The 25,338-nt window shown below is 34.5% G+C and carries 28 protein-coding genes; 19 read left to right on the top strand and 9 right to left on the bottom strand.

Translation table 11 applies throughout. The annotated features are described in order from the left end of the window. Positions 1 to 6 precede the first annotated feature (6 nt). The 5 genes from P0Y62_11150 to P0Y62_11170 form a co-directional block, all read right to left on the bottom strand. Positions 7 to 348 (bottom strand): cupin domain-containing protein, encoded by a 342-nt coding sequence (locus P0Y62_11150; protein ID WEK68415.1) that lies wholly within the window; start codon positions 346 to 348, stop codon positions 7 to 9. Beyond that, positions 345 to 812 carry a DUF1648 domain-containing protein gene (locus P0Y62_11155; protein WEK68416.1) on the bottom strand — a complete coding sequence of 156 codons (468 nt, stop codon included), beginning with the start codon at positions 810 to 812 and terminating at the stop codon, positions 345 to 347. The genes P0Y62_11150 and P0Y62_11155 overlap by 4 nt, the downstream gene beginning before the upstream one ends. Positions 813 to 830: 18 nt before the next feature. Further along, entirely contained in the window at positions 831 to 1,547 is a 717-nt protein-coding gene (locus P0Y62_11160; protein WEK68417.1) for a C40 family peptidase, read from the bottom strand. Between the two features lie 92 nt (positions 1,548 to 1,639). Next, complete coding sequence (locus tag P0Y62_11165; GenBank protein ID WEK68418.1) at positions 1,640 to 2,287, bottom strand: O-methyltransferase; 648 nt, start codon at positions 2,285 to 2,287, stop codon at positions 1,640 to 1,642. Positions 2,288 to 2,645: 358 nt separating this feature from the next. Continuing rightward, complete coding sequence (locus P0Y62_11170; GenBank protein ID WEK68419.1) at positions 2,646 to 3,479, bottom strand: OmpA family protein; 834 nt, start codon at positions 3,477 to 3,479, stop codon at positions 2,646 to 2,648. A 90-nt stretch (positions 3,480 to 3,569) separates the two neighbouring features. Between P0Y62_11170 and tilS the strand changes: the two genes are divergently transcribed. The 7 genes from tilS (at position 3,570) to P0Y62_11205 (ending at position 10,785) form a co-directional block, all read left to right on the top strand. Next, positions 3,570 to 4,895: a tRNA lysidine(34) synthetase TilS gene (gene tilS / locus P0Y62_11175; GenBank protein ID WEK68420.1), complete on the top strand. Its 1,326-nt coding sequence runs from the start codon at positions 3,570 to 3,572 to the stop codon at positions 4,893 to 4,895. Between the two features lies 1 nt (position 4,896). Continuing rightward, entirely contained in the window at positions 4,897 to 6,966 is a 2,070-nt protein-coding gene (locus P0Y62_11180; GenBank protein WEK68421.1) for a cytochrome c biogenesis protein CcdA, read from the top strand. Between the two features lie 270 nt (positions 6,967 to 7,236). After that, a complete protein-coding gene (locus P0Y62_11185) occupies positions 7,237 to 7,755 on the top strand; it encodes a biopolymer transporter ExbD (GenBank protein WEK68422.1) in 519 nt (172 codons plus the stop codon). Positions 7,756 to 7,817: 62 nt separating this feature from the next. Further along, complete coding sequence (locus P0Y62_11190) at positions 7,818 to 8,327, top strand: hypothetical protein (GenBank protein WEK68423.1); 510 nt, start codon at positions 7,818 to 7,820, stop codon at positions 8,325 to 8,327. A 10-nt stretch (positions 8,328 to 8,337) separates the two neighbouring features. Continuing rightward, complete coding sequence (locus P0Y62_11195) at positions 8,338 to 9,120, top strand: alpha/beta hydrolase (GenBank protein ID WEK68424.1); 783 nt, start codon at positions 8,338 to 8,340, stop codon at positions 9,118 to 9,120. Between the two features lie 9 nt (positions 9,121 to 9,129). After that, positions 9,130 to 9,948, top strand: a complete 819-nt coding sequence (locus tag P0Y62_11200) for a hypothetical protein (GenBank protein ID WEK68425.1) — start codon at positions 9,130 to 9,132, stop codon at positions 9,946 to 9,948. Positions 9,949 to 9,981: 33 nt separating this feature from the next. Next, positions 9,982 to 10,785 (top strand): patatin-like phospholipase family protein, encoded by an 804-nt coding sequence (locus P0Y62_11205; protein ID WEK68426.1) that lies wholly within the window; start codon positions 9,982 to 9,984, stop codon positions 10,783 to 10,785. On the opposite strand, the gene P0Y62_11210 is transcribed toward P0Y62_11205, so the two are convergent. Beyond that, positions 10,780 to 11,784 carry a bifunctional oligoribonuclease/PAP phosphatase NrnA gene (locus P0Y62_11210; protein WEK68427.1) on the bottom strand — a complete coding sequence of 335 codons (1,005 nt, stop codon included), beginning with the start codon at positions 11,782 to 11,784 and terminating at the stop codon, positions 10,780 to 10,782. The two genes, P0Y62_11205 and P0Y62_11210, sit on opposite strands and share 6 nt — an antisense overlap. Positions 11,785 to 12,013: 229 nt before the next feature. Between P0Y62_11210 and rpmH the strand changes: the two genes are divergently transcribed. Further along, the gene (rpmH, locus tag P0Y62_11215; protein ID WEK68428.1) at positions 12,014 to 12,172 is read left to right on the top strand and encodes a 50S ribosomal protein L34; all 159 of its coding nucleotides are present in this window, start codon (positions 12,014 to 12,016) and stop codon (positions 12,170 to 12,172) included. A gap of 152 nt (positions 12,173 to 12,324) precedes the next feature. Next, a complete protein-coding gene (locus tag P0Y62_11220) occupies positions 12,325 to 13,035 on the top strand; it encodes an ATP-binding cassette domain-containing protein (GenBank protein ID WEK68429.1) in 711 nt (236 codons plus the stop codon). On the opposite strand, the gene P0Y62_11225 is transcribed toward P0Y62_11220, so the two are convergent. From P0Y62_11225 to P0Y62_11235, 3 genes are read right to left on the bottom strand one after another with little or no spacing between them, the layout of a single operon-like run. Beyond that, positions 13,036 to 13,734, bottom strand: a complete 699-nt coding sequence (locus P0Y62_11225) for a methyltransferase (GenBank protein ID WEK68430.1) — start codon at positions 13,732 to 13,734, stop codon at positions 13,036 to 13,038. It abuts the gene before it with no gap. Next, positions 13,734 to 15,188 (bottom strand): HAMP domain-containing sensor histidine kinase, encoded by a 1,455-nt coding sequence (locus P0Y62_11230; GenBank protein WEK68431.1) that lies wholly within the window; start codon positions 15,186 to 15,188, stop codon positions 13,734 to 13,736. Before P0Y62_11230 ends, P0Y62_11225 begins: the two co-directional genes overlap by 1 nt. Then, positions 15,178 to 15,774, bottom strand: a complete 597-nt coding sequence (locus tag P0Y62_11235) for a riboflavin synthase (GenBank protein ID WEK68432.1) — start codon at positions 15,772 to 15,774, stop codon at positions 15,178 to 15,180. Before P0Y62_11235 ends, P0Y62_11230 begins: the two co-directional genes overlap by 11 nt. Positions 15,775 to 15,823: 49 nt before the next feature. Between P0Y62_11235 and pdxA the strand changes: the two genes are divergently transcribed. The 10 genes from pdxA to P0Y62_11285 all read left to right on the top strand — a co-directional run bounded on the left by pdxA (position 15,824) and on the right by P0Y62_11285 (position 25,331). After that, positions 15,824 to 16,915 carry a 4-hydroxythreonine-4-phosphate dehydrogenase PdxA gene (gene pdxA, locus P0Y62_11240; protein WEK68433.1) on the top strand — a complete coding sequence of 364 codons (1,092 nt, stop codon included), beginning with the start codon at positions 15,824 to 15,826 and terminating at the stop codon, positions 16,913 to 16,915. Between the two features lie 84 nt (positions 16,916 to 16,999). Next, positions 17,000 to 17,521 (top strand): DUF177 domain-containing protein, encoded by a 522-nt coding sequence (locus P0Y62_11245; protein ID WEK68434.1) that lies wholly within the window; start codon positions 17,000 to 17,002, stop codon positions 17,519 to 17,521. Between the two features lie 59 nt (positions 17,522 to 17,580). Further along, the gene (rpmF, locus tag P0Y62_11250; GenBank protein ID WEK68435.1) at positions 17,581 to 17,784 is read left to right on the top strand and encodes a 50S ribosomal protein L32; all 204 of its coding nucleotides are present in this window, start codon (positions 17,581 to 17,583) and stop codon (positions 17,782 to 17,784) included. 127 nt (positions 17,785 to 17,911) lie between these two features. After that, positions 17,912 to 18,394, top strand: a complete 483-nt coding sequence (gene accB / locus P0Y62_11255; GenBank protein WEK68436.1) for an acetyl-CoA carboxylase biotin carboxyl carrier protein — start codon at positions 17,912 to 17,914, stop codon at positions 18,392 to 18,394. A 98-nt stretch (positions 18,395 to 18,492) separates the two neighbouring features. Then, a complete protein-coding gene (gene accC / locus P0Y62_11260; protein WEK68437.1) occupies positions 18,493 to 19,848 on the top strand; it encodes an acetyl-CoA carboxylase biotin carboxylase subunit in 1,356 nt (451 codons plus the stop codon). Positions 19,849 to 19,983: 135 nt separating this feature from the next. Further along, on the top strand, positions 19,984 to 20,559 hold the full coding sequence (locus tag P0Y62_11265; GenBank protein WEK68438.1) for a Crp/Fnr family transcriptional regulator: 576 nt from the start codon (positions 19,984 to 19,986) through the stop codon (positions 20,557 to 20,559). Between the two features lie 76 nt (positions 20,560 to 20,635). Continuing rightward, complete coding sequence (locus P0Y62_11270; GenBank protein WEK68439.1) at positions 20,636 to 21,760, top strand: FAD-dependent monooxygenase; 1,125 nt, start codon at positions 20,636 to 20,638, stop codon at positions 21,758 to 21,760. Between the two features lie 191 nt (positions 21,761 to 21,951). After that, positions 21,952 to 22,962 carry an MAC/perforin domain-containing protein gene (locus P0Y62_11275; GenBank protein WEK68440.1) on the top strand — a complete coding sequence of 337 codons (1,011 nt, stop codon included), beginning with the start codon at positions 21,952 to 21,954 and terminating at the stop codon, positions 22,960 to 22,962. Positions 22,963 to 23,191: 229 nt separating this feature from the next. After that, positions 23,192 to 24,439 (top strand): ornithine--oxo-acid transaminase, encoded by a 1,248-nt coding sequence (gene rocD, locus P0Y62_11280; protein ID WEK68441.1) that lies wholly within the window; start codon positions 23,192 to 23,194, stop codon positions 24,437 to 24,439. A gap of 133 nt (positions 24,440 to 24,572) precedes the next feature. Beyond that, positions 24,573 to 25,331 carry a glycosyltransferase family 2 protein gene (locus P0Y62_11285; protein WEK68442.1) on the top strand — a complete coding sequence of 253 codons (759 nt, stop codon included), beginning with the start codon at positions 24,573 to 24,575 and terminating at the stop codon, positions 25,329 to 25,331. Positions 25,332 to 25,338 lie beyond the last annotated feature (7 nt).

The raw sequence follows: 25,338 nt of genomic DNA on the forward strand, positions 1-25,338 counted from the left end.
TAGTTTTTAGTTAGTATCTATTCTATCGTTATTCGTAGAAGGGGTCGAAATTACTAAAAATTCCACATCTTCCATCGATTCGTTAGAAATATAATGTTCTGACTTGGGCAAAACTGTTATGCTTTCGCCTTCTTTTACAGACCATTTCTCATCATTAATACAGAAAACAGCTTCTCCTTTCAAAATATAGAAAAGCTGTTCTGCCTGGTCATGAAAATGTTTTTTCTCAGCCGTTCCGGGAGGCATTACTTCCTGTTTTACGGAAAGATTCTGAGAGTCTTTTAAAATCCAGCTATCACAGTTGTTTCCCCAGATATAATGTTTGGAATTATTTTTAGATTGTATCATTTGAAAATACCTACAAAAACAAATAAAATAATTAAACTTCCAATCACCGAAAAGATTGCTGAAGACAGCGGAATCCGCGGTTTTGCATTCTCGTCAAAAGAATATCGGAACATATAGTCCTGACTATTCAGAAAAAGCAATGCAATAAGTGTCAATAACCATCTGATGAAAATTTCCATGATCATAAATTGCGCATCTTCATTTTCTGCTGTGATTTTTACAGGAAAATTGGCAGATTCCGGAGATCTTACAATAAAAGCAAACAAAAAGTAGAGCCCAGTTAAAACAACCGGCATTAAAAACGAATATTTTTTGCTTCCAAAACCATCTGCCTTTCCATCAAAATCAAAATGGATAGGAATTGTCTGCGGTAAGGTTTTATAATGTTTTACAGTAAACCACCACAGAAAAACAAGCAATCCGAAATTGAAAACATCAAAGATTATGAAGAATGTATTTTCCATTTCAGACTGGTTTTAAGACTACAAAATACTTTTAATGACTCTTAATTTATGGGTATGTTTGTTGAGTTCTTTATTAAAAATACCTGTAGAGTCCAATGTATCTATCCTCACCTTTCCCGAAGCATGAATAATTTTTTGGGAATCGAGCATAATACCCACATGAATAATTTTTCCTTCCGGATTTTCAAAAAAGGCCAAATCTCCAGGTTTGCTTTCCTCTACAAAGCTCAGTGCTTCTCCCACTTCAGCCTGTTGATAAGTATCTCTCGGAAGTTTTATATTGTGAACTTTATACACCAATTGGGTAAAACCCGAACAGTCTACCGCAAAAAAACTTTTACCGCCCCATAAATAAGGGACATTAAGAAATTCTTTAGCCGTCAAAGCAATACTTTCCCGAACATCATGACTTCTACGCGATGCAACAACAGGAAATTCTACTTCCGATCCCATGGATAAAAGAGTTTTACCATCGTTCATCAAAACAGAAGAAAAATCCTCCGTCACTACCGTTACTTTTCTTTTCGCAAAGTCTTCATCCGAGATTGGCCTGATCTGTTTTGTATCCATCCAGCCTTCGTATTCATCGTAATGCATCTTAATTTTGGTCCAGTTTTTATTTACTTCCAAAATATCTGCACTTTCTCCGAAAAGTATTTCCGTAACAATTTCTGCTTTATCTGAACCTTCGGCACGAACAGGCGCTACCGTAACAATACAAATTCCTTTATTCATTTATATTTTGATTAAAAGATTCAAGAATTAAAAATTAAAAAATTAGCGCTCTCTAATTTTTCAATAATTTAATCTTTTAATAGTTTGATTAATTATTTTCTGCGAAGCAAATTCACTCCGTCACGCAAAGGTAAAATAAGATTCTCAAAATCTTCATCATTTGCCACCAAATCATTAAGCTCTTTGATAACCTGAGTAGACTTCTGCTTAGGGCTTTCCTCTAAAACTTTTCCGTACCACAACACATTATCAAACATTACCACAGAGCCTGATTTTGTCTTAGGTTTTATCAAGCGGAAATATTCGGCATAGTTTTCTTTATCTGCATCAATAAAAACAAGATCAAAAACCTCATCTGTTTCTTTTAAAAACTCTTTCGCGTCCTGAAGTTTAAAATCTATCTGACCGGAATATTCACTTTCTGTAAAATATTTCCTAGGCAGGTAAGCTAGATCTTCATTCACATCCAATGTTGTAATTTTTCCGTCTTTTGCTAAACCCGCGGTCAAACAAAGTGTGGCATAGCCTGTAAAAGTCCCGATTTCAAGAATGTTTTTCGGCTGCATCATTTGAGATATAATCGTCAACAGTCTTCCTTGCTGATACCCCGAAATCATGTGAGGCTGTGTTGTTTTCTGAAAGGTTTCCCTTCTCAGCTTTCTCAGGATTTCAGGTTCAGAAGAAGCGTGTGTTTCCAAATATCTGTCCATCTCAGGATTCGTCTCTTCGAAAAAACTCATTTTATTTTTTTAATGATTCAAATTTAACTAAAAATAATTTAGCCTTTATCATAGAAACAGTAAAATACACGATATAAAATTCCGTAAAAACACGGATGTTTTTCAGCAGTACTAAACAATACCTTTGCAGAGGAAGGTAAAAACACACAATCAAAATGAATACCGGAGAAAATCAAATTAGCAAGACTAAAGAATCAAAAACGCGCATTATCACAATGAATGCGTCAAAAAAAACTAAGCCCGAAATATCCAATTCATTTTTACAGCGAATTATTTCATTATTGAAAAAAGAAGACGTAGTTTAAGAAACAAAAAACTCCCGAAGATTTCGGGAGTTTTAATTTATATTATTACAAGTTTATTTCTTTGGAGCAATATCCATAAGCTTCATAAATTCATCAAGCTTAGGCATAATGATAATTTCAGTTCTTCTGTTTTCCGCTCTTCCTGAAACGCTCATATTAGTCGCTTTAGGATTATATTCAGAACGTCCTCCAGCTGTAATTCTTGCCGGATCAACACCAAACTGAGTCTGCAAAATTTTAGCCACTGCAGTCCCTCTCAAAGCAGAAAGATCCCAGTTATCTCTTGGTAAATTCGCAGAGCTTAATGGCGCATTATCTGTATTACCTTCAATCAATACTGAATATTTATCATAATCGTTGATCACTTTAGCCACTTTACCTAGCACATCCTGAGCTGCAGGAAGAATATTGTAATCTCCTGTTTTATAAAGCATTTTATCTGAAAGAGAAATCATTACTACTCCTTTTAATACTTTCACCTGAACATCGCTATCTGCTACATTATCCAATGATCTTTTTAATTTGTTTGATAATGCTAAATTTAAACTGTCATTTTTAGCATTATTAGAAATTAACTGTTTGATATATGAGTTAGAAGAATTAATCTCTCCTACCAGTTTATCAATATTTGCAGAACTCTTACCCGTATTGGACAGACAAGCATCCAAAGATGATTTCAATGCATCGTGCTGACTTTTCAGCAAATTATTTTCCCCTGATAAAGCAGAATTTTGAGATTTCAAATCCTGAATCTCACGTTGTCTTTCTCCAATATTTTCAATACATTGTTTGTAATTGGAACTCAAAGCTTCATACTGCTTTTTACTAACGCAAGATGTCAATCCTAACACCATTGCAGAAACTGCTAAAATTTTAAAAATCTTCATAAATAATCATTTTTAGACAAGCCAAAGGTAGGAAAATTGAATTGAATTATAAGGGTTATCTTTGCCTAAAAGAAATTCCACACTTAAATTTTGAAAAAACCGGACTTAAAAAAAGAATTACAAAATCTTATTAATCTGCCTGAAAATCAGACCTATCTTCTGGCTGTGAGCGGAGGTGTCGATTCTATGGTTTTAGCACACCTGTTTAGCCAGTTGCGTGATTCGGGTTTTGAATTTCAGATTGCTCATATTAACTACCATCTGCGGGGTGAAGATTCTAATCTTGACCAAAAAGTAGTTTCCGAATTTTGTATAGAAAATAATATCCAATTTCATTTATATGACGTTTCAGAGAAGGATCAGAAGCCGCAAAACTCTATTCAGCTTTGGGCAAGAGAATTAAGATATACTTTTTTCAGGCAGATTCAGGAACAGCAAAAGCTGGATTTTCTGGTTACTGCCCATCATTTGAATGATCAGCTTGAAACATTTATCATCAATCTGTCCAAAGCGGCAGGAATTAACGGGCTGAGCGGAATCCCTTCGAATGAAAATAATATTCTGCGTCCTCTTTTACATCTCACAAAAGAAGAAATCTACAAATACGCAAAAGAAAATAATATCAAGTATCGCGAAGATCTTTCCAATACAAAAAGTGATTATTTAAGAAATAAAATCCGCCTGGAAATCACACCTAAATTATTAGAAACGAACGATCATTTTTTAGAGAACTTCAAAAAAAGCATTTCTTATTTAAATCAGGCAAAAGATTTCGTTCAGGAGCAGATCAGAGTAATAGAAAAAAGCCTGACAACATTTAACAATGATTATAAAATTATATCCAAAGACCAGCTCAATCTGCAAAATGATTTTGTAAGGTTTGAGATTTTAAAAAAATATGGCTTTGATCCAGAAGAGATTCCTAAAATTTTCACCGCTGAAAACGGAAGTTCTTTTTTTTCAAAAAAATACCAATTAATCGTTACCCGCGATGAGTTGATCCTAAAAACAAAAACAGAACACCAAAATACTGCGTTGAATGAAGAAATTCTCCTGATAGAAAAATTTGACTTTTCCCAAAACCAAATGATCATTAATCTCGAAGATATTATTGGAGAGATTGAAGAAATCAATAAGAACATCGAATGGGACTTTGATGCTGAGAAACTACACTTCCCATTGCGATTACGGAGACAAAAAGACGGCGATGAGTTTTATCCTTCCGGATTTTTGGGGAAAAAGAAAGTTTCTAAGTTTTTTAGGGACGAAAAATTATCTATTTTAGCAAGGCAAAAAATCTGGCTTCTGACTGACAGCGAAAATTCTGTACTCGGAATTATTCCTTTCAGACAAGACAGAAGAAACTCTAAGGGAGAGAATACCAATAAAATTCTCAAAATTTTTAATAAGAAGTAAAATGAAATTTAGAAACTGGTTTTTATTAATTCTGTTATTTTTAGCAACAGGAATTAATGCACAAATCAAAAATCCTGTAAAATTTAAATTTACCATCAACGATTTAGGAAACAATCAATATGAAGCGGTTCTGAACGCTACGATGGAAAGCGGATGGCATATTTATTCCAAAGACATCCCGGAAGATACAGGAATTCCTACGGATTATAAAGTATCAGGAAAAAACATTGAACTGATCGGAAAATTTACTGAAGTTGGAAAAAAGCATGAAGAATTTTCGGAAGCTTTCGGAGGAACGATTGTTTTTTATTCCAATTCTGCGGGTTTCAAACAGAAATTTAAATTAAAAGACGGAACAAAACCAGGCGATGTAGTTGCTGAGATTACGTATCAAACTTGTGACGACAGAGTTTGTCTTGCTCCGAATACTTTAGAATTCAACAAGCAGGTTACCCCAACAGGAGCAACTGAAGAAGCATCAGATAAAGAAAAGACAGAACTCGCAAAAGATTCTGTAAAAACGGTTGAAACAGTCGTTGAAAATCCTGCTAAAGGAGAAGTTACTATAACGGAAGCATCAAAACTGGATCCTAAAAAGTTAAAAATCGAATCTATTGATTTTGAAAAACCTTTGACTGATTGCGGAACAGGTTCTACAAAAATCAAAGAAAATTATTGGACCTATTTATTCTTAGGTTTCATCGGTGGGTTAATTGCTTTATTGACTCCTTGTGTTTTCCCAATGATCCCTTTAACTGTTTCTTTCTTTACAAAAGGCAACAAAAATAAAGCAAAAGGAAAAAGAGATGCGCTGATCTACGGATTCTTCATTCTTTTAATTTTCGTATTATTAAGTGTTCCTTTCCATATCATTGATGGAATTGCAGGAAATATCTTCAACGAAATCTCTACAAGCGTCTGGCTGAATATTGCATTCTTTATCATATTTATTTTCTTCGCAGGAAGTTTCTTTGGATATTACGATATTACATTACCAAGCTCAATTGCCAACAAATCTTCAAAAGCGGAAGAAGCCGGAGGAATTATCGGAATCTTCTTTATGGCTTTAACATTGGTTATTGTTTCTTTCTCTTGTACAGGTCCGATTTTAGGAAGCTTATTGGGAAGTGCAGTCACAGGTTCAGCAAACGTTCCTATGTTATTGACCTTTGCTTTAGCTGGTTTCGGTTTGGCTTGGGCAATTATTTTTGGACTATTAGCTTTATTTCCACAGGCATTACAAAGTCTTCCAAAATCAGGAGGCTGGATGAACACCGTGAAAGTTGTTTTAGGTTTTGTAGAATTGGCTTTAGCTTTAAAATTCTTATCAAAAGCAGATCTAGTTTCTAAAACATTCTTATTAAAAAGAGAGCTTTTCATCGCCATCTGGATTATTGTTGCCCTTGGATTAGCATTATATCTATTTGGATTAATCAGATTCCCTCATGATGATAAAAAACCAAAAATTTCTATTACCAGAAAAATTCTGGGAGTTTTAGGATTTGGATTTGTAATCTATTTGATTCAGGGATTAATCCCTTCGGAACGTCCGAAACTTCAGTTATTAAGCGGAATTTTACCACCGTTGAACGTAAGCTATTTCCATGATGAAAAAGACGGAATTTTGGGAATGCATCCTCAACACGACTTCTTCAAAGCAGTAGAATTGGCAAAAAAAGAAGACAAACCTATCTTAATTGACTTTACCGGTTACGGCTGTGAAAACTGTAGAAAAATGGAGGAATTCGTTTGGAGTGAGGCAGATATTTTACCAATTCTACAAAACGATGTTGTTCTTGCCTCTCTTTATGTAGATGACAAAGAAGAGCTTCCGGAGGATCAGAAAACAAAAATTGACCTCGGAGACGGACAGGTAAAAAAAGTTAAGACAATTGGTGACAGATGGAGCTTGTTCCAACAGGTGAACTTTAATAATAATTCTCAGCCACACTATGTTCTGGTAACTCCGGACGGAAAAGTAATCAATACTCCGGTTTCAGGATATATGCCAAAAGAAGATTTCAAAAAATTCTTAGAATGCGGAGTCAATTATTATAAAAAGAATAAATAAAAATCAAAAATATTATACATAACTCATGTCTTTCGACATGAGTTTTTTTATACTCTGACAGCAATAAGATTTACTATATCATTCTTAAAAATTCATAAAAACATACAGCATTAAAAAACAAAACAAACCTTTCGGTATCAAAATTCAATATTTTCAAAAATCTATCATAAAATTCACAAATTAGGTATAGACTTTGTATAGTTTCAAACAGAAAGATAGGAAAGTGCTACTTTTTTATCAGCATCGTTTAACTATTAAAAAATATTAATTATGGCTGAAGTTATTGCACAAGAAAAACAAGGAGGCAGCAAGCAACGAAAAAAATTAATCCGCGTTGATATGACTCCCATGGTAGACTTAGGATTTTTATTAATCACATTTTTTATGTTTACCACCAATTTCACAAAACCCAATGTGATGGATTTAGGAATGCCTGCAAAAAGTCCACACCCACCAAAAAAAGTAGTAGATGTAAAAAATCAGGTTACTTTTATTCTGGGAAAAAACAACAGAGTATTTTATCACCAACAATCTGCGGAAGATTTAAATAAAAATAACTTAAAGGAAACAAACTTCAGCGGAATTAACATTTCCAAAATAATTTCCGAAGCCTACGACAAAGCTCCGAAAAAAGAAAATTTTACAATCATCATAGAACCAACAGATGATGCAAACTATAAAAATTTTGTAGACGTTCTTGACAATATTGCAATCTCCAACAAAGAACGCTATGGAATTACCGATATTAAACCTTGGGAAAAGAAAGTTTACGAAGAATTAACAAAATAAAATAAGAAGGGCATTTTTACAATGCTCTTTTTTTTGTTTACATTTGAGTATAATTTTATTTAATGAAAAACTTTTTAGCCGCAATCGCCATTTCAGTTTTACTTTTTTCATGTTCTAAAAAAGAGACGACTCCCACTTCAGGCAAGACAGACAGCACAAAAATCATTGATTCCATTAATGCTGTACGAACAAAAATAAATGACAGCATCCGCAATAAAAATCAATTCAAAGATTTTAGCGGAAATCATAAATTCACTCATAATTTAATTAAAAATTCAGGATCCGTTACTTTCAAAAAAATTGATGGAGAGAGAGATCACTATACGATTTCAGGTTCTATAAAATCAGGAAAAAATTCCGTAGAAATAAAAGGTTTTATGGCTGTTATTTCTGACAGGCACATGAACTTCACCGGGGAAATCACTCAAAGTATTTCTGATAATGATAACGGAAAACCTTACACCAGAAAAGGTACTAAAACTTTTGCGTCTAAAGACGGCGGAAAAACATACCGACTTCAGGATATGGTAAATGGTTCGGGATTTGTAGACTATATAGACATCCACTTTTAATTTCTTGCTTATGCTCAACTTTGAAAGAAAAGGAAACGGAAAAGAGACTCTAGTCCTGCTCCATGGATTCATGGAAAACATTTCAATATGGCACGAAATGGAATCTCATCTTTCTGAATATTTTTCATTATTAAAAATAGATCTTCCGGGACACGGCCAATCAGAAATGGTAGCGGAAGTTCAAACCATGGAAATCATGGCTGAAGAAGTCAAAAAAGTACTGGACAAGCTTGATTTAACTAAAGTCCATTTATTAGGTCATTCAATGGGAGGCTATACTTCTTTGGCCTTTGCCGAAAAATACCCTGAATTCCTTATAAGCTTAACTTTATTTTTTTCTACCTATTTTCCGGATGATGCAGAAAAAAAAGAACAACGTATAAAAAGCTACAGAATTATCAAAGATGCTTTTCCACACTATGCCAGAGCCGGCGTACCCAACCTTTTCAACCCCAACGAAAGAGATATCCTGGAAGGAAAAATAGAGACTGCTTTAGAAATCGCTCTTTCCACGAATAATCTCGGAGCTTTAGCTTCGGTAAAAGGAATGGTAGAAAGAACTGACAAAAAACACGTTTTGGAAAGCCTGGATGCAAAAATACTAGTGATAGCGGGAAAACACGACAATGCCGTAAAAACAGAAATCATGATTAAAAATCTTCCTGACAGAACGAATATAAAATCCTATGTTCTCGATTGCGGACACAACGGACACTGGGAAAAACCAAGTATTTGTGCTGAAATCATTAATACCGAACTTCTTCATCATCTTCCAAAACATTTGATCCTTTAAAACACTTTTATGAAAATTTGGATTTCATCACTCCTGCTTCTTGCAGTAATCAGCTGTAAAAAAGACGCTGAAACTTCTACAAATACCGTTTCAAAAGATTCTGTTTCTACGACAGAAAATCAGACTGAAAGCTTGAAAAAAGTTAAAAATAAACAAACTTTTAATTTCGCAACAGAACTTTGTGAGAACAAAGGTCAATATGATGCCGATAAATATTCACAGGAAGAAATTGAAGGCACTTATAAACTTTGGTTTGAATACAGCAGTCTATCATTAAGTAAGCCGTCCGTTTTTAAACCTGAAACATTACAGGAAGTAAGAAGAGATAAAGATAAAATTTTAGCAAAACTGGATAAAGATTTTGCTGAAAAGAAAAAAGCTCTTGAGAGTTTAAAAATAGTTAATGATCCTTACTGGCAAAACATTAAGGATCAGAAAATTCAGGAATTGGTTCTTGAATATGAATTTGATAAAACTGAAATTATGGCATTTTCTGATCCATCTGTATTACTCAACAGCAAATTCTCTAAAAACTGCGAAAATTTTGTCCGGGCTTTAAATTCTGATGAAGACGTAATGATTGAAGAATGGAGAAAGCTAAGAATACAAATGAGCAAAAAAAATGGCAATCCGGAAAAAATCATGGATGAGTTTGAAAATAATCTGCATGCCCAAAATAAAAATGAATATGCAATGGTTGATCTTATCACCTTCGGATGGGGAAATTGCGCCAATAACAGTATTAAAAGAGTGGAATACGATGAAAAAATGATAAAAGCATTCAATTCCTTATTTATCAAAATAGACTCACAATGTGATGAGCCTTAAAAAGATTATTACAATTTAGCAAACACAGATTCTATGAGCTTCTTTTCTTCTCCTCAAAAAAAACCGGTAATCGGACTCACTCTTTCCGGAGGCGGAATGCGTGGAATTGCCCATATTGCCGTTTTAAAAGCATTGGAGGAGTTTGATCTGAAGCCTCAGATTATTTCAGGAACCAGTGCAGGATCTATTATTGGAGCCTTTTACTCTTTAGGAAAGACTCCTGACGAAATGATGGAAATTGTAAGGCAGACCACTTTTTTCTCCCGATCCTATTTAAGACTTTCAAAAAATGGAATATTCAGCTCCAAGTTCATTGTAAAACTTCTTGTCGATTATTTTCCCGAAAATGATTTTAAGGTTTTAAAAATTCCATTGTATGTTGCTGCAACAGAAATGACCCACGGAATTGTTGATTTCTTTTCAGAAGGCGAACTTTTTGCCCCTTTGCTAGCTTCTTCTAGCGTTCCTTTTGTTCTTCCTCCTGTCAGAATAGGAGAAAAAATATATGTAGACGGCGGAGTATTGGATAATCTTCCTATAGAACCTATTATGGATCAATGTGATTTCCTGATTGCTTCTCACGTCAATTCTCTAAGCTATGATCCTCTTCCCAATATGAGCTTATTAAAGGAATTTGACCGTATTTTACACTTAGCAATTGCAAAGTCGGTGTATTCCAAGGCAGATTTTTGTGATATTTTTCTAGACCCTCCCAAAATGACCAAATTCAGTCTATTCAATAAGAAGAATCTGGACGAAATGTTTCAGGAAGTTTATGACTATACCTGTAAAGAATTAGAAGAGAAGGGATATAAAAAGATACAATCTTCTTTATAATTGTTCTTCTGCAATTCTATTCTTAAAAGTTTCAAGTGTATCCATTAAAGATTCTAAAGATTTTCCTCCGGCTGCGTTGATGTGCCCTCCTCCATTGAAATATTTTCTTGAAAACTGATTAACATCCACATCGTCTTTACTTCTAAAAGAAATTTTAATAAAATCATCATATAAATCTTCCATAAAGAAAGCCGACATTCTTACTCCGACAATACTCAGTCCATAATTTACAAATCCTTCTGTATCTCCTTTCTGGAAACCGTATTCCTGTAATTCTTTTCTTGTAAGGTACAAAACAGCTACTTTCCCATCATTCACCACTTCAATTCTTCCCAGAATAAGAGCCAGCAAATGAAGCCTTGAAACCGTATTGGTATCCCATGTATTAGAAGTAATCACTGAAGGATCCGCTCCTTTTTCAATAAGATTGGCTACAATCCTGTGAGTGGTCGCACTTGTAGAACGAAAACGGAAACCTCCTGTATCAGTCATAATCCCAGTATAAAGACATTCAGCAATATCTTTATTGACAAGACTCTCCTCATTCATCGCTTCAATAAAATGGTAAACCATCTGGCAAGTTGCGGGAATAATCGTATCAGAATAAACAAAATCGAATTGTTCAGGTTGCTGGTGATGATCTATAAGGATTTTTTTTGCTTTGGATTTTACCAGCCATTCTCCCAAAATCCCGATTCTTGACGGAGAATTGAAATCCAGGCAGAAAATAATATCAGCTTCGTTCATGAGATCAAAAGCAACTTTTCTTTTATATTCTGCAATGATATTCTTTTTAGCTTCGGGCATCCATTTCAAAAATTTCGGAAAATCATTCGGTACCACCACTTCTGCCTGTAAACCTTTTGCCTGCAAATAATGCTTTAACCCCAAACTTGAACCAATAGCATCACCATCAGGATTGTAATGAGTAATGATGACGATTTTGTTTTGTGGAATAAGTAATGATTTGATTTCTAGTATTTCTGCAGGTGTAAACATCTATCCTTCTTTAATTTTGAGTCTCCAAAGATAGAGCTTTTAACTCAATCATAAGTATTATTTTTAAATGTTACAGTTTTCGCCTACAGCAGGACTTTTATAAATAAGATACTAAAAAACCTCAACAATAATTTTAAAAAAAAGAGTTGAAAGTTTGTATCTTATAAAAAAATCTATATCTTTGCAACCTGAAAAATTAATAGATTAATTACGATTTAAACATATAGTAATGAGTAAAAGAACATTCCAGCCATCAGAAAGAAAGAGAAGAAACAAACACGGTTTCAGAGAAAGAATGTCTACGCCAAATGGAAGAAGAGTTTTGGCTGCAAGAAGAGCTAAAGGCAGAAAGAGTTTAACTGTAAGTGCATCTCGCGCTAAGAGATAATTCTTTAATTATCATATACAAATCATGCTTGAAAATAATCTTTTCAGGCATTTTTTGTTGTTAAATTTTACTAAAATTTAAGGTTCTTAAGTTTCTTTTTTCTATTTTTAAAAATTGAAATATTTCTAAGAATAGCATTATAAAATAGCATTATGCCACATACAAATATATCCGGAGATAATATCATAAGTCTGCAGCACGCAAAGATTGCCCAAAAAAACTTCACGGTTCTTTCTGACGTTAATCTTAATATCAAAAAAGGCAGATTTTGTTATCTTATCGGAAAAACAGGTTCCGGAAAAAGCTCATTGCTAAAGACTTTATACGGACATATTCCCTTAGCTTCCGGACACGGAGCTGTCGTTGGTTTTGATTTGGCTAAATTAAAAATGTCTGAAATTCCTAACCTGAGAAGAAAATTAGGAATTGTGTTTCAGGATTTTCAATTACTATCCGACAGAACCGTAGAAAAGAATTTAATATTCGTTCTTGAAGCAACAGGCTGGAACGACAAAACAAAGATTCAAGACCGCATCAATGAGGTTCTGGGCAGTGTAAATATGAAAAGTAAAAAGCACAAAATGCCTCATGAACTTTCCGGAGGAGAGCAACAGCGTGTAGCTATAGCAAGAGCCTTATTAAATCACCCAGATCTGATTTTAGCCGATGAACCTACAGGAAATCTTGATCCTGAAACTTCAAATGAAATCATGACCTTACTAAAGCAGGTAGCACTGGAAAACGGAGCTGCAGTAGTAATGGCAACCCACGATTATCACATGATCCAGAACTTCCCAGGTGAAGCGATCAGATGTGAAGACGGAAAAGTTTCAGTATTGGATACTTCAGAGCTTTTCGAATAATTATTTTTCACGAAAAACATGAAACTCTTTAGTGAGTTCAAGATATTGGTCCGAGTATTTTCTCGGACTTTTTTCTATAACAAATTCCAATTCCTCAAGATCTTTTTCAACAGAAGAAAATGCCAGAATCAGTCTTTTTACGGACGAAGTTTCAATTCCTTTGATATTGATTCGTTTTATTAAGAACAATTGATTTTCCTTTGCGATCTCAATAAAATCACCTCCCGCTTCCACAGGAATGATCACAGAAAAAATACCGTCCCCAGAAAGCAGCTCTGCAGATTTGGAGATAAGCTGCCTAAAATTAAGTTCTACAGTCTGCCTGGCAATTTTATCTTTTTCGGAATCAGTAACCTCGAAATATGGTGGATTTGAAACAATAAGATCAAATTTATCTTCGGTATGAAAACTTTTAAAATCCTGCAGAATATTATTTAATCTTAGCGAAAAAGGTGAATTTTCAAAATTAATTTTAGTAAATGCTACTGCCTCTTCATTAATGTCAATTCCCAAAAATTCTGCTTCAGAAGCCCTTTGAGCCAACATTAAGGAAATCAATCCAGTTCCTGTTCCGACTTCAAGCACTTTAGAAACGTCGTTTACAGAAGCCAACGCCCCAAGCAAAACACCATCCGTTCCTACACGGAAAACATTTTTTGACTGCTGAATTTCGAATTGTTTAAACTTAAAAGGCTTCACTATAAATTCGTTGGCAATGTGATAATGAATGTTGAACCTTTCCCCACTTCCGACTTTACAACAATTTCCCCTTTGTAATCTTCAATCATTTTTCTCACCATTGATAAACCAAGCCCCATTCCGCTGCTTTTGGAAGTAAAATTAGGTTCGAAAATCCTTTCATACATGTTTTCAGGAATTCCAACTCCATTATCCTGAACCGAGATCATTACTCTTCTCTGGTGCTGTTCAACATCAACGTTAATAATCAACTTTCTCTCATCACTTTGCGCCTGCTTGGCATTGGTAACAAGATTGGTAATAATCCTTGAAAGATAAATCCTGTCCATACTGATCATGATGTTATTTTTATTTGTGTGCATAAAAATACTGTCATCATTAAATACTCTAAGAATATCTTCAACTTCTTTATTCAGATTAATAACCTCATTATTCTTCTCCGGAAGCTTGGCAAACTCAGAAAACGCAGACGCAACAGTAGCAATCAGATCAATCTGATCAACCACAGTTTTACTCATTTGCTTCACCCGTTCTCTTATATTAGGATCTTCCGGGTCAAATTTTCTTTCAAAGTTCTGGATAGTTAACTTCATTGGAGTTAACGGATTTTTCACCTCATGAGCAACTTGCTTTGCCATTTCTCTCCAGGCTTCTTCAGATGCTTTAAAACGTAATCTTTCCTTCTGATCCTGAATCTGAAGAATCATCCTGTTATAAGCTCTTGCCAAAGCATTCAATTCATCATTTTTATAGTATCTGATCGGCTGCATTTCATTTTCAAACAAAGTAATACGGGTAATCATATCCGAAAACTTCGTAATGTTTTTAGCCAGGCTGTTCGAAGTCACCCAACTTATCCAAATACTAAAAAGAATAAGAAATATATCTACCAACAGGATGTACTTAACATACTCATGAAGCACTTCCAAATCAGCAGATTCATTATGGTATAAAGGAATATATACAATTGCAATAGGCTCAAGTTCATTATTTTTCAACAATAAATAAGAGGAGGTAAGAGCTGCATCAACGGAAGGGTCATAACTTTTAATATCAACTCTGGCATCAGTAGCCAAAATCTTATTTACAATATGCAACGGCACTCTTTTTTGCTCAACAAGACTTACGTCCTTATTGGAAAGCAGATAATTCCCTTTTAAATCATAAAGAATAATATCATGCTGATTAATATCCGCAATTTCAAAAATTTTATTTTCCAGAACAGTCGGAAGATCTGCCGTTTCAATACGCGCTCTACTCACAGCATAATCCAAATACCTCATTACGGCATTTGTTTTATCCTGCATATCGATACGGCTTTGCTGCAAAGAATTATTCCTCAGCACAAAATAAGGTACCAAGGACGAAGCAACAACACTTAAAAGACATACCAGCAAGAATCCGAAAAAAACACGGTTTCTCAGGCTATATCCTCTATATTTACTAGACGCCATGCTGTTTGTTTATTAACCTGGCAATGTATTTACCTATGATATCAAATTCTAAATTAACTTTATCTCCTGCTTTCAGATGCTGCATATTTGTAAATTCCCAAGTATAAGGAATAATAGCAACAGAAAACTGCGCGTCTTCACTTTTTGCAACGGTTAAACTAATTCCGTTCACCGTGATAGAACCTTGTGGCACTGTTACAAAACTTCCGTTATCTTCATATTTAATGGTGATAAAATAACTTCCGTCTTTATTTTCGATACTTACTACTTCTCCCGTCTTATCTACGTGACCCTGAACAATATGACCATCCAATCTTCCATCCATTTTCATGCAACGTTCCAGATTTACCACACTTCCTACCTCCCATTTCCCAAGATTGGTTTTTTCCAATGTTTCATTGATGGCAGTCACCACATATTGATCCCCTTCAATTTTTACAACCGTCAAACAACACCCGTTATGAGCAAGACTCTGATCTATTTTTAATTCATTCGTAAAAGGACAGGTAAGCGTAAAATCTATATTACTTCCGTTTTCTTCAATTTTCTCAATAACACCTACTGCTTCAATTATTCCTGTGAACATATTATTTTTTGCTAAATTTGTAAAATTATAATCTTCAAAGATAATCAAAATGAGCCCAAAAAACCATAAAGTACGAGTAGGAATTTCAATTGGCGATTTCAATGGCATCGGCCCGGAAATCATTATGAAGTCTCTGAAAGACAAAACCATTACAGATTTTTTCACTCCTGTAATTTTTGGTTCGGGAAAATTATTCACCTATCAGAAAAATATTTTTAAATTAAATTTAAATTTCAACTACATCAATGAAGCTTCACAAGCACATGCAGGAAAACTGAATATGGTAAACCTTGTGAAAGACAACGTGAATGTAGAACTGGGAGTTCCTACAGAAGAATCCACCAAAATGGCCATCGACTCTTTGGAAGCTGCCACAGAAGCATTGATCAAAGGAGAGATTGACGTTCTGGTAACCGCTCCAATCAACAAAGACGAAATGGTGAAAATGGGATTCAAGCATGCCGGTCACACCGGTTATTTTGAAGAAAAATTCAATAAAAAAGGATTGATGTTTCTGGTAACTGAAGATTTAAAAGTAGCGGTTTCAACACATCATATCCCCATTTCACAAGTGGCTGAAAACATTTCCAAAGAAAAGATAAAAAAGCAGATCAAAGCTTTGAATCAGACTTTAATTGAGGATTTTAATATTGCAAAGCCAAAAATTGCTGTTTTGGGACTAAATCCTCACGCAGGTGACGGTGGTGTGATAGGAAATGAAGAAATTGAAATTATTTCTCCGGCTATTAAAGAACTTTCAGATAACGGAATTTTAGCTTTTGGACCTTTTCCTGCTGACAGTTTTTTCCAACCAAATAAATACAAAGGATTTGATGCTGTTTTAGCAATGTATCACGACCAAGGTTTGGCTCCTTTTAAAACATTGGCCTATGAAGAAGGTGTAAATTATACTGCCGGACTTCCATTCATCAGAACATCTCCCGATCACGGAGTAGCGTATGATATTGCAGGAAAAAATCTGGCCGATGAACAGAGTTTTACAGAAGCAATCTTTACAGCTATTAAAATTTTTAAAAACAGAAGCGAATATAACGAACTTATGGCCAACCGTCTGCAACCAAGGAAAATGGCTATAGATAACGGAGTTGACGAAGACCTTCCAGAAGATATAGAAGGGTAAATCTTTGAAACAAATTTTAAATTAATTTGTTAGAAAAATTATTTGTTATTATAAAAAAAATGCATATTTTTGCACACTCATTTTATGGACAAGTTAAGAAACTACGACGTAAGCTTTTCCGGTTTAAAAACCGGTAAGCACGAGTTCAGGTTTGAGATAGATAAAGAGTTCTTTCAATTATTTGACACTGAACAGGATTTTACAAATCCTAAAATCACAGTAGATGTTTTATTAGACAAGCACTCTACTTTTTTAGAATTTGAGATCAAAGTAAGTGGGACGGTAGAATTGGTTTGTGATATCACCAACGAAAATTTTGATCATCCCATTGAAAATCAACTCAAGGTCCTGGTGAAATTTGGAGAAGAATATGATGACAGCGAAGAAGATGTTATTACGATTCCGACAAGTGATCACGCATTTAATATTGCACAACTGATCTACGAAAATGTAGCCCTTTCAATTCCAATGAAAAAGCTATCTCCTAATGTAACCGAAGAAGATCTTGCAATTTTAGACAAGTTCAGTCCAAAAGATATTGAAGAGGAAGAACATGAAAGCGATCCCAGATGGGACGCATTAAAAAATTTAAAGAATAAAAATTAAATAGTTTAATGATGGGATGATGAATCTCATCGCTCATCAATTAAAAAAGTTATTACAAAATGGCACATCCAAAGAGAAGACAGTCGTCTACAAGAAGAGATAAGAGAAGAACTCACTACAAAGCTGTAGTTCCTCAATTAGCAAAAGATGCAACAACAGGAGAGCTTCACCTATACCACAGAGCTCACTGGCATGAAGGAAAATTATACTACAGAGGAAAAGTAGTATTGGAAAAAGAAGTAGCAACTACTGAAGAAAACTAAGAGTCGATTTTCACTGAAAAACACTCGTTTTAATACAAAAACCGCCCAATTTTGATAAAATTTGGCGGTTTTTTGTTGTTTTTTATGTTTTTTTGGTATCTTTGAACCAAAATCAAATATCAAATTTATGGACATTAAAGACATACAAAATCTTATTAAGTTTGTATCTAAGGCAGAGGTTTCTGAAGTGAAATATAAAACTAAAGATTTCGAAATCACTATTAAAACTCCATTAGCTGGAAGCGAAGTTGCTTATGCTCAGCCTGCAGTTTACCACACTGCGCCTCAACAAGTAGCTGCTGCTCCTGCACCCGCTGTAACTCCGGCAGCTCCTGCACAAAGTACTGAAGCTGCATCAGACGACAGCAAATATGTAACCATCAAGTCTCCGATGATCGGAACTTTCTACAGAAAACCATCTCCTGATAAAGAGGTGTTCGTAAACGTTGGTGATGAAGTATCTAACGGAAAAGTAGTTTGCGTAATTGAAGCAATGAAGTTATTCAACCAAATTGAGTCTGAAGTAAGCGGAAAAATCGTTAAGATTTTAGTGGATGATGCTACTCCTGTAGAATACGACCAACCTTTATTCTTAGTAGATCCATCTTAATTTAGAAGTTAGATGTTAGACATTAGATGTTAGATTAAATTCTACATTAAAATAACATTATCTAATTTTCAAATTATCTAATTTTCAAATTGAAGAAGATGTTCAAAAAAATATTAATTGCCAATCGTGGCGAAATTGCAATGCGTATTTTACGTACTTGTAAAGAAATGGGAATCAAAACTGTTGCGGTTTATTCAACTGCTGATAAAGACAGCCTTCACGTAAGATTTGCTGATGAAGCAGTTTGCATCGGTCCTGCAATGAGTAAAGACTCCTATTTAAAAATCCCTAACATTATTGCTGCAGCTGAAATCACAAATGCTGACGCTATTCACCCAGGTTACGGATTTTTATCTGAAAATGCTAATTTCTCAAGAATCTGCCAGAAGAACGGTATCAAGTTCATCGGTGCTTCTCCTGAACAAATTGAAAAAATGGGAGATAAAGCCAATGCTAAAGCTACGATGAAAGCTGCAGGAGTACCATGTGTACCTGGTTCTGACGGTCTGATCGAATCTTACGAACACGCTGTAAAAGTAGCTGAAGAAACAGGATATCCTGTGATGATTAAAGCGACTGCAGGTGGTGGTGGAAAAGGGATGAGAGCTGTTTGGAAAGCTGAAGATCTTAAAGATCATTGGGAATCTGCGATTCAGGAAGCTGTGGCTGCATTCGGAAACGGAGGGATGTACATGGAAAAGCTGATTGAAGAACCAAGACATATCGAAATTCAGGTTGCTGGTGACCAATATGGTAAAGCTTGCCACCTTTCTGAAAGAGACTGTTCTGTTCAGAGAAGAAATCAGAAATTGACCGAAGAAACTCCTTCGCCGTTCATGACTGACGAACTTCGTGAAAGAATGGGGGAAGCTGCTGTAAAAGCTGCCGAATTCATCGGATATGAAGGAGTAGGAACTATTGAATTCCTGGTTGACAAGCACAGAAATTTCTATTTTATGGAAATGAACACCAGAATTCAGGTAGAACACCCTATTACTGAACAGGTTATTGATTATGACTTAATCAGAGAACAAATTCTTTTGGCTGCCGGAACTCCGATTTCCGGAATCAATTATTATCCAAAATTGCATTCAATTGAATGTAGAATTAATGCTGAAGATCCTTATGCGGATTTCAGACCATCTCCTGGTAAAATCACAGGATTAAATATTCCTGGAGGACACGGAGTAAGAGTTGACACCCATGTTTATGCGGGATATTCAATTCCTTCTAACTATGACTCAATGATTGCAAAATTGATCACGACGGCTCAAACTCGTGAAGAAGCGATTGCTAAAATGAGAAGAGCACTGGAAGAGTTCTATATTGAAGGAGTAAAAACTACTATTCCTTTCCATAGACAATTAATGGATAATGAAGATTATCTTGCAGGAAATTATACAACAAAATTCATGGAGGATTTTGTGATGGATAGAAAATATGAAAATCACTAAATAATTTATCATTCATATAAAAAGAAGGCGTCTAAAAAGGCGCCTTCTTTAGTTTTATACTATATACATTTCTAGTTATTTTTGTAGTTACAAAAGATAAAGTTGGTTATAGTATCAATCAAAACCAACATCTAAATGATGAAATCAACAGTAAAAGAAAAATTAGCAGAAACACTTCAAATTTCAATGGAACGTGTGACGGAATTTCTGGAAATTTGCTACATCGTGAATTACGATAAAAGCAAAATGATAGAACCTAGAAATGGAGTTTTTGATCGTTTGGGATTCATTTTGAACGGCGCTGTCAGGATTTATTACATCAATGAAAAAGGCGAAGATATCAGCTATCTTTTACAAGTTAATAATGATGTTATTGGCGATTATGCAAGCTATATCACTGGGAAAAAATCAATGGCTCATATACACACGCTTCTAAAAACAGAAGTTTTATATTTTGATAAAAAGGATATTGAAACCTTAGTTCGGAAAGATATTTTTTGGCTTGGAGTAGCAAAGCACATATCCGATTTGGCTTTTTTGGATGCAAAACAAAGACTGGACGAGTTATTTTTTTATACACCCGAAGAACGTTATCTCAATCTCTTGAAAAAGTCACCCGAAATTCTAAACAAAATTCCACAGAAATATATTTCGTCTTATTTAGGAATTACGCCGCAGTCTCTGAGCAGAATTCGAAAAAGAATTTACTGATTCCGAAATTAACTTAAGTGAACGTTTTTGACTTTTATGACCTTTAATTTTGCCTCGTAATATAAATGTAGTCCCAATGAAAATAGCAATTATCGGTGGCGGAATTGGCGGTTTAACAACAGCTTTAGCCCTACAAAAAAGTAACCTGGATATTACCATTTACGAAAGTGCACCCGAAGTAAAACCTGTTGGTGCCGGAATTATTATGGCCAATAATGCCATGCAGGTTTTTGATAAACTTGGCATCCGGCAAAAAATTGAACAAGCAGGGCACAAAATTTCAACTATTAAAATTACTGATCCACAGCTCAAAACCCTATCGGAGGTTCAACTGAATAAATTCGAACGTAAATATGGGGTACATAATATCGCTATTCATCGTGGCGATCTGCAAATGATTTTAGCTGAGAAAATTGGTTTTGAAAATATTAAACTTTCAAAACGCTTATCCAAAATTGAACAAGGAAACTGCGGCTACCAACTCACTTTTGAAGACGGAAGTATTGCCGATGCAGAAGCTGTTATTGGTGCAGATGGAATCAAATCGACAGTGAGGCATCAAATTTTAAACATTGGAAAACTAAGATCTGCCCAACAAAAATGCTGGCGTGGTGTGAGCGAATTCGACTGGACAACGAAATATAGTCATCAAGCCTATGAAGCATGGGGCAAAGGCAGACGCTTTGGTTTTGTAAGAATTAATGAACAAAAAGTGTATTGGTACGCTGTAGTTAACGAGAACCTGGTTAAAAACCCGGATAATTTTGAAGACCTTTTTGCCGAATTTAATCCTGAAGTTCCAAGAATGATTTCCGAAACGCCTAAAGAAAAAATATTTGTCAGTGACATTATCGATTTGGAACCAATCTTCCAATGGCAAAAAGATCGTGTTTGTCTGATTGGTGATGCTGCACATGCAACCACTCCTAATATGGGACAAGGTGCGTGTCAGGCAATTGAAGACGCCTATCTTCTCGGAAAGCTTTTTAATGAAGGAAAAAGCGTGGATGAGGTTTTTATACAATACGAAAAGCTACGCATGGAGAAAGCGCATTATATCGTTAATACAAGTTCAACTATTGGGAAAGTTTCTCATTATGAAAACAGACTGGCAATTTGGTTCCGTAATATGTTATTAAAAGCAACGCCCGGCTCTATCAACGAAAAACAGCTGGAAAAAGTGTTTGATATTTCGTACTAGAAGAAATGTATAATTGAATGATTGAATAAATCGTAAAACCTCAAAAATTACGTTTCTTTTCTTCCTCATGCCTGCATATATTCAGCAGTTACTTCGAACGTCTTAGTTGAGAAGATCTCCTATGACTTTTATCATAGTTAAAAATATCACTATTAAATGATTTAATAGTATTTTAGATGAAATTTAAAATAATGAAAAAGTTATTATTTCTCTCTTCCAGCGTCATGCTTATGGCTTTGGCTACATCATGCTCAGCAACAAATGATGATATTATTAATCAAGAAAACAACGAATCTTGGGAACATATCAAACTTCCAAACAACGAATCTTCTAAACCGCTTGGAGCATATAATGCTTTAGGATATGGATATAATGTATTGGGAGAGTACGCAAGTGAGAATTCAGTAGCATTACCAATCATTGATATTGAAAAATTTAAAACAGAGGAAAGCCAACGTCTCTCCGAAGAAAATATACTCTCTCAAGAATATAAAGAGGATTACGGAGAAGATGCTGCAGCCTTTTCAAAAACAATCTCAGGAAGAGTTTCAGCAACCGAAAAACTTAAAGTATTTGGGGAAACAATCCCCTTTTCCTCTGCGATTTTAAATAACAAAAAATATGACGCTGCCTATATCTATGGAAGTTATAATTTAATTATAAAACAAAAAAGATTTAGATTAAATGCCACTCCGGAACTTTTGAGTAATTATTTAACCGCAAACTTTGTTAAAGATCTTGAAGAAAAAACTCCAGAACAAATTATTAAAGATTACGGAACCCATGTAGCAGTTGACGTATATATAGGATCAGCATTGAACATGATTTTTCAGGCAAAAACAACAAATTCTAATCGTGAAAATGCGGCAAGAATTGGTGTCAAAAAATATATAACCGGCAACAGTAATGATATTGATGTCATAGAGGCAGCAAAGAATTACGAAAAGAAATTATACTACAAAACAAGAGGTGGCGACAAAACTTTAGCAATGGTAGGAATTTTCAATCTCGAAAAAATAACTCCATCCATCAATCATTCTAATTGGCAAAGTACCTCCACCAAAGAAAACTCAGTATTAGTAGATTTTGGCAACAATGGATTAATCGCGATATATGATTTAGTGAGAAATCCTGTAAAGAAAGCTGAATTAAAATCTTATACCGATCAATACCTCATAGATCATCAAGTAACAATAAATTAAATTGCTTATTCATTTAAAAACATCCGCCCAACGATTAAAGGCGGATTTTTTATGCATTTATAATATGCGAAAAAAGATATAAAAACCAAAACTCAATTATTCTTTACCAAATATTTTCCTGTGTTCAGAAATAAACCTTAACCCTTATACTGAATCTGGTTTAATTTCAAAATTATTTTACTAAAGCCGGATAATTTATAATATTTAACTTTGTCAAAAACCAAAATATATGTCAACAACAGCAGTAAAAAACTCACAGTATTTCATTGACCTTGAAAACCAATATGGAGCCCACAACTACCATCCTCTTCCAGTTGTTTTAGATAAAGGAGAAGGTGTTTTTGTTTGGGATGTGGAAGGCAAAAAATATTATGACTTTCTTTCAGCATACTCTGCTGTAAACCAAGGGCATTCTCATCCCAAAATCGTAAATGCTTTAGTTGAACAGGCACAAAAATTAGCTTTAACATCAAGAGCTTTTTACAATTCGAAATTAGGAGAATACGAACAAAAGATTACCACTCTATTTGGTTTTGATAAAGTTTTACCTATGAACTCCGGAGCTGAAGCAGTAGAAACTGCCGTAAAATTAGCAAGAAAATGGAGCTATGAGGTAAAAGGTATTTCAGAAAATGCTGCAAAGATCATTGTTTGTGAAAATAACTTCCATGGAAGAACTACAACAATCGTTTCTTTCTCGAATGATCCGGATGCGAATCAAAATTATGGTCCTTTTACTCCCGGATTTATTAAAATCCCCTACAATGATATTGCTGCTTTAGAAGAAGTTTTAAATCAAGAAGCCGGAAATATTGCCGCATTTTTGGTAGAACCGATTCAGGGAGAAGCAGGAGTATATGTTCCTAATGAAGGTTTCCTGAAAAATGCATCCGAATTATGTAAAAAACATAACGTTCTTTTCATAGCCGATGAAGTTCAGACAGGAATTGCAAGAACCGGAAAATTAATCGCTTGTCATCATGAAAATGTGCAACCGGATATTTTAATTCTCGGAAAAGCGCTTTCCGGTGGAATGTACCCTGTTTCAGCGGTTTTAGCAGACAACGAAATCATGAACGTCATTAAACCGGGACAGCATGGTTCTACATTTGGAGGAAACCCGATTGCGTGTGCCGTTGCTGTTGCAGCTTTAGACGTTGTTGAAGAAGAAAAATTATCTGAAAGAGCTGAAAACCTGGGCCAAATATTCAGAGCCGAAATTGAAAAATTGATTACAAAAACAGATTTGATTACCAAAGTAAGAGGAAAGGGCTTATTAAATGCTATTTTAATCAATGATACTCCGGACAGCTCTACAGCCTGGAATATCTGTGTGCAATTAAAGGAAAACGGATTATTGGCTAAACCAACCCATGGAAATATCATCAGGTTAGCTCCACCTTTGGTCATTACAGAAGAACAACTCCTAGAATGCGTAAAGATTATTGAAAAAACGGTTCTGGAGTTTCAAAAATAAAAAAATTAAAATTTAATTAAAAAAAATAGCACTCATTTTCAGAGTGTTATTTTTTTATTATGAAAATCATACAAACGATTGATTAACTTTTTACAACTTTTATTATCTAATACATACTAATTAGTTGTTGAAAATGAAGAACCCGAAAATAAGTGCGCTTCTTATTACTTTTAATGAAGAAAAAAATATAGAAGAAGCGTTAAAATCCGTTGATTTTGCAGATGAAATCATTGTTTTAGATTCTTACAGTACAGATAAAACAGTTGAGATTATCAAAACGAAATTTCCAGAAGTAAAGCTCTATCAAAATACATTTGAGGACTTTACCAAACAAAGAAATTTATGTCTTTCTTATGCTAATTTTGAATGGATCTTATTTTTGGATGCAGATGAAAGAGTAACACCTTCCCTTACCAAAGAAATTCTGAAAGAAATACGAAATCCCAAAGCAAAAGATGCCTATTACTTTAAAAGAAAATTTTTCTTTATGGGAGAACCGGTACATTATTCAGGAACACAAAATGATAAAAACATCCGACTTTTTAAAAAATCAGTAGGAAACTACGATGAAAATAAAAGAGTACATGAAGGGCTTCAGAATATAAACGACCCGGGAACTCTTAAAAATTATCTGTTGCACTTCTCGTTTGATTCGTATCAATCGTATTATCAAAAAGTTACTCATTATGCACAACTAAAAGCAAAAGATCTGCGTGAGAGAAATGTCCCATATATGTTGATAAAGCAAATCTCCAAAAGTGTTTTCAATTTTTTTAAAATGTACATTTTAAAACTGGGAATATTAGACGGAAAAAAAGGAATTATCCTCTCCTATCTAAGTGCTTTAAGCTCTTTTAAAACGTATGAATATCTAAAAGAAGAATATATATAAGTCTTTA

The organism is Candidatus Chryseobacterium colombiense, assembly GCA_029203185.1.
In the GTDB taxonomy this organism is placed as follows: domain Bacteria; phylum Bacteroidota; class Bacteroidia; order Flavobacteriales; family Weeksellaceae; genus Chryseobacterium; species Chryseobacterium colombiense.

What these genes read in the sequence shown, in the direction of transcription:
- P0Y62_11150 (WEK68415.1), bottom strand. Translation starts at nt 348, where the DNA reads ATGATACAATCTAAAAATAATTCCAAACATTATATCTGGGGAAACAAC.
- P0Y62_11155 (WEK68416.1), bottom strand. Translation starts at nt 812, where the DNA reads ATGGAAAATACATTCTTCATAATCTTTGATGTTTTCAATTTCGGATTG.
- P0Y62_11160 (WEK68417.1), bottom strand. Translation starts at nt 1,547, where the DNA reads ATGAATAAAGGAATTTGTATTGTTACGGTAGCGCCTGTTCGTGCCGAA.
- P0Y62_11165 (WEK68418.1), bottom strand. Translation starts at nt 2,287, where the DNA reads ATGAGTTTTTTCGAAGAGACGAATCCTGAGATGGACAGATATTTGGAA.
- P0Y62_11170 (WEK68419.1), bottom strand. Translation starts at nt 3,479, where the DNA reads ATGAAGATTTTTAAAATTTTAGCAGTTTCTGCAATGGTGTTAGGATTG.
- P0Y62_11180 (WEK68421.1), top strand. Translation starts at nt 4,897, where the DNA reads ATGAAATTTAGAAACTGGTTTTTATTAATTCTGTTATTTTTAGCAACA.
- P0Y62_11185 (WEK68422.1), top strand. Translation starts at nt 7,237, where the DNA reads ATGGCTGAAGTTATTGCACAAGAAAAACAAGGAGGCAGCAAGCAACGA.
- P0Y62_11190 (WEK68423.1), top strand. Translation starts at nt 7,818, where the DNA reads ATGAAAAACTTTTTAGCCGCAATCGCCATTTCAGTTTTACTTTTTTCA.
- P0Y62_11195 (WEK68424.1), top strand. Translation starts at nt 8,338, where the DNA reads ATGCTCAACTTTGAAAGAAAAGGAAACGGAAAAGAGACTCTAGTCCTG.
- P0Y62_11200 (WEK68425.1), top strand. Translation starts at nt 9,130, where the DNA reads ATGAAAATTTGGATTTCATCACTCCTGCTTCTTGCAGTAATCAGCTGT.
- P0Y62_11205 (WEK68426.1), top strand. Translation starts at nt 9,982, where the DNA reads ATGAGCTTCTTTTCTTCTCCTCAAAAAAAACCGGTAATCGGACTCACT.
- P0Y62_11210 (WEK68427.1), bottom strand. Translation starts at nt 11,784, where the DNA reads ATGTTTACACCTGCAGAAATACTAGAAATCAAATCATTACTTATTCCA.
- rpmH (WEK68428.1), top strand. Translation starts at nt 12,014, where the DNA reads ATGAGTAAAAGAACATTCCAGCCATCAGAAAGAAAGAGAAGAAACAAA.
- P0Y62_11220 (WEK68429.1), top strand. Translation starts at nt 12,325, where the DNA reads ATGCCACATACAAATATATCCGGAGATAATATCATAAGTCTGCAGCAC.
- P0Y62_11230 (WEK68431.1), bottom strand. Translation starts at nt 15,188, where the DNA reads ATGGCGTCTAGTAAATATAGAGGATATAGCCTGAGAAACCGTGTTTTT.
- P0Y62_11235 (WEK68432.1), bottom strand. Translation starts at nt 15,774, where the DNA reads ATGTTCACAGGAATAATTGAAGCAGTAGGTGTTATTGAGAAAATTGAA.
- pdxA (WEK68433.1), top strand. Translation starts at nt 15,824, where the DNA reads ATGAGCCCAAAAAACCATAAAGTACGAGTAGGAATTTCAATTGGCGAT.
- P0Y62_11245 (WEK68434.1), top strand. Translation starts at nt 17,000, where the DNA reads ATGGACAAGTTAAGAAACTACGACGTAAGCTTTTCCGGTTTAAAAACC.
- rpmF (WEK68435.1), top strand. Translation starts at nt 17,581, where the DNA reads ATGGCACATCCAAAGAGAAGACAGTCGTCTACAAGAAGAGATAAGAGA.
- accB (WEK68436.1), top strand. Translation starts at nt 17,912, where the DNA reads ATGGACATTAAAGACATACAAAATCTTATTAAGTTTGTATCTAAGGCA.
- accC (WEK68437.1), top strand. Translation starts at nt 18,493, where the DNA reads ATGTTCAAAAAAATATTAATTGCCAATCGTGGCGAAATTGCAATGCGT.
- P0Y62_11265 (WEK68438.1), top strand. Translation starts at nt 19,984, where the DNA reads ATGATGAAATCAACAGTAAAAGAAAAATTAGCAGAAACACTTCAAATT.
- P0Y62_11270 (WEK68439.1), top strand. Translation starts at nt 20,636, where the DNA reads ATGAAAATAGCAATTATCGGTGGCGGAATTGGCGGTTTAACAACAGCT.
- P0Y62_11275 (WEK68440.1), top strand. Translation starts at nt 21,952, where the DNA reads ATGAAAAAGTTATTATTTCTCTCTTCCAGCGTCATGCTTATGGCTTTG.
- rocD (WEK68441.1), top strand. Translation starts at nt 23,192, where the DNA reads ATGTCAACAACAGCAGTAAAAAACTCACAGTATTTCATTGACCTTGAA.
- P0Y62_11285 (WEK68442.1), top strand. Translation starts at nt 24,573, where the DNA reads ATGAAGAACCCGAAAATAAGTGCGCTTCTTATTACTTTTAATGAAGAA.